The sequence below is a fragment of the Edaphobacter aggregans DSM 19364 genome, assembly GCF_000745965.1.
GTDB lineage: Bacteria > Acidobacteriota > Terriglobia > Terriglobales > Acidobacteriaceae > Edaphobacter > Edaphobacter aggregans.
On the sequence record NZ_JQKI01000261.1, the window covers coordinates 1 to 3720 of the forward strand.

Annotated in this window: 1 protein-coding gene; it reads left to right on the forward strand. The window is 53.3% G+C overall.

Annotation, left to right across the window (positions count from 1 at the left end; all coding sequences use genetic code 11):
* Positions 1-468: 468 nt before the first annotated feature.
* On the forward strand, positions 469-3540 hold the full coding sequence (locus Q363_RS30880; protein ID WP_245632590.1) for a TonB-dependent receptor: 3072 nt from the start codon (positions 469-471) through the stop codon (positions 3538-3540).
* Positions 3541-3720 lie beyond the last annotated feature (180 nt).

Genomic DNA, 3720 nt, shown 5'->3' on the forward strand with positions numbered 1-3720 from the left:
ATCCTTCGTAAGAGCCGTATGCGTAGACGCGCCTGTACGGATCTCTCCGGGGGGCGCTCAGTAATGAGCGTCCCTACCGGGACCGGAACACAAACCAATCGCTCCTTGATGAGCGCATTTCGCTTTCATGAGAAGGCCGGTCGGTGCCTGCGAAGTAAATATACTTCGCAACGGCTCAGAATTCATGGTATGTTCACCTCATTAATTTCCCAGAAACGTTGTAACTGATTCGGCACTGAGCGTCGTAATATCCGCTGTTGTCCTGGGTCGGGCGTTTTGAGCGAACGCCTTGTTGCGTGAGTTGGGAGCCGGAGCAAAGAGGCCGGCCGACTGTTGCCAAAGTGCGACTGCAAATAGCAGAAAGACAAAACGAGTCTCAATCAGGGCCTTTTCGATACGTACAGTAGAACGGTCTCTTGCTTTATCGGGCACGCTTTACGCACTGTTTTCCTTTGGAGGTAGAGAGAGATGCGCAAAACAATGGGTTACATACGCTGTTTGGCGGCAGGCGTGGCGATGATGTCACCTCTGGGCGGGTGGGCGCAGGTGCAAAGCACAACAGGAACGATTCAGGGAGAGGTGTCGGATCCATCCGGGGGAGTGGTTCCTGACGCGTTGATTGAAGTAATGAGCCTAAATACAAATGCAACCCGCACTGCCAAGTCGGACGGTAATGGGAATTTTTCGTTTCTATCGATGCAGCCGGGCAACTATGAACTGTCGGCAAGCAAGCTAGGTTATGCCAAAACGGTGCAGAAGAACATTGTGCTCACGGTCGGCCAGGCGATCTCACTGAAGGTCGCGCTGACGATCTCTTCGGTTCAGGAGACGATCATTGTGAATGCTGTGCCGCAGCTGGAGACAACGACGGTCTCCTCGGCTTCTACGCTGAATGAGATAACGATCGCGACAACGCCAGTTCTGGGCCGTAAGTTTGAAGACATGCTGACGCTCACGCCGGGCGTAAGCATCTCGCAGGGACCGGATGGAGATGAGATCAACATCAACGGTCAACGGGGCATTTTCAATAACATCAGCCTGGATGGCGGCGACTATAACAACGGATTCTTTGGCGAACAGATGGGCGGCCAGCGCGCGGCTATCGACATCACTCTTGAAGCCGTCAAGGAGTTCCAGGTCGTCGCGAGTGGTGCAAATGCAGAGTTCGGCCGTACCGCAGGCGGCGTTGTGAACGTGATCACGAAGTCAGGGACAAACAGTCTGCATGGAAGCTTGTTTGAGTATCAGCGACTGCAGGCCTTGTCTGCGGACACCTCCAATGGCATGCCGTTGGAGGGCTTTAGTCGAGAGCAGTTTGGGGGCAGCATCGGCGGCGCGATTGTGAAGAATAAGCTGTTCTTCTTTGCAGCGAGCGAGGGTATCCGCGAGAACCTAACGCGACCCAATTTGAGCACGGTCATAGGGACGCCGTGCAGTGTGACGAACCCGGTGTTTCGCAGCAATATTACAGATGCACAGATCGATGCGAGCGGCGACTGCCAGCGTCAGACACTGCTGAATTTCTATAAGATGAACTTCAATCAAGATGAAGGGTTGCCGGTAGACCGCACGATCAACAACGTCTCGGTGTTTGGGCGAGTAGACTACAACCTAAATGCGAAGAATTTAATGTACGGCTCTTATAACTTCGACCGGTCGCGAAACCCAAACCAGACCTTCGACGTCGCTACGTATGGAAATTCCGCGAATGGGATTGAAGGGCCATCGAAGATTCAGACATTCAACTATAACTGGATTGCTACGATCTCGGCGGAGAGGTTGAATGAAGCCCACTATACCTATGCTAGAGAGCCTCGACCGCGCACCCCAATCGACCCCAAGGCCGTGGGGGATACGGGGATAGGATTTGCTCCCTCTTTCCGCTTTGGGCAACCGTTTTTTCTAGGAGCAGATGCTTCCGAAATATTCACGCGCTCCGACATGAAGGACAACTTTACGCTTGTAAAAGGCCGACACACCATAAAAGCTGGCGGTGAGTATTTGCATAGCAGGAATGTGCAGGTCTTTCCCGGGTTTTTCAATGGCCGCTATATTTTCGGGAGTGTAACCGGATTTCTGCATTATGCGTCGCCCGCATCATTGGGCAATGGGTATGGACCGAACACGGTCCAGTGCCCGAATGGCACCTACAGCAGCGTAGGCTGCGGAACGGTGATCGGCAGTAGTCCGTTGTTGCTGTACCTTCAGAACGGGCCGACGAAGGCGGGCGAGACCAACGCGCAGGCCGGTTACTCGAATATTGTGAACGAAGAGTACTCGTTGTTTGCGCAGGATACATGGAAGCTGACTCAACGATTTACGTTGAACTACGGTTTGCGATGGGAGTCACAGCTATTCCCGGACCCGGTGACGCCGCCGGCGCTGACGGCGTATGGGCAGTATCTGAACAACCCCGCATTTCCTTCCACCGGCTACCTTAGGAATCAGACAAAGCTGTTTCAACCCAGGGTGGGGTTTGCCTGGGATCTAACTGGTAATGGCACCTCTGTATTTCGCGCGAGTTGGGGAATCTTCAACGCCCGGCAGAACATGTTGACGCAGGTGGGGGCCATTACGACGAATGGTGTGCAGAACCAGCAGATCACCCAGTTCGCTGGCGTTAATCCGACTTATCCCAACATCCTGCCGCTGAGTCCGCAGGTCGGGTTTCCTCCGGGAATTGGCGTCACCGTCTTCGACCGGAACTATTCGAACCCACGCATCTACACGACCAACGTGGGCTACCAGCAGCAATTGTTTGGCGACGTCGTGGGCTATCTCGATTTCACGCTTTCCAAGGGCGTTTATCTGACGCGTTTTCTCAATCCCAATGTTGGACCAACGGCAGTGATTCCTCAGAACGCAGATACAGTGAGCTATACCGGACCTGTGCCCTTTCCCAATCTTGGCGCAGTTACAAACACAATCAGCAACGCAAAGTCTCTATACAGAGGTTTCACTGTAGGTTTCAGGAAGCGGATGACACGTCACTTTTTGTTCGATGGAAACTATGTGTACTCGGTTGACAAAGACGATGACTCGAACGAGCGCGATCCGTTTACCTTCCGTTACGGTAACCTCTACAACCTGAAGGCCGAGTATTCGAACTCGGACCGCGACGAACGGCACAAGTTCAACTTCTACCTGGTGGGTGATGGCCTGCCCTGGGGGTTCTCGGGAAATATTCGAATGCAAGCTCACTCGGCACAACCTATTACGGACAATGTGAATGGCACTGGGATAGGTGCGCCGTGTAGCCCGAATAACTCGATTACCCGTTTCGTGAACGGGATCGATTGTGGTCGCAACCATCTGCGGAAGAATAACGAGTATTTCACTTTGGATCTTGGAATCGCGCGGCCATTTCGCATCCACGACCGGTTCGATCTTATTCCCAGAGCAGAGCTCTTCAACGCGTTCAACAATGCGAATAACGTCAATCCGTTGACGGCTCCAGCGCTGTTCGATTTCAATGGCTTCCTTCGCGTGGGCGTCGGTGATCCCTTGCAGGCGCAGTTGTCGCTCCGATTCACGTTCTGATAGCACAAGAAAAGACCGCGTTGGTGGGGGTGATCTGGAGGAATGGGATTCGTTGGGGATGGTGGTTCCTGCTAGTTGCTCCCGGTTGACGGGCATCCATGTAAGTTTTTGTCAACAGAAAAGCACAGGATTTTCTGGGCGCGCTCAGGAGAGCGCGCTATCGGTTTGATCAGAATCTGC

Bases quoted from the DNA above. Each gene is read 5' to 3' on its own strand.
- Q363_RS30880 (WP_245632590.1), top strand. From the start codon at position 469: ATGCGCAAAACAATGGGTTACATACGCTGTTTGGCGGCAGGCGTGGCG.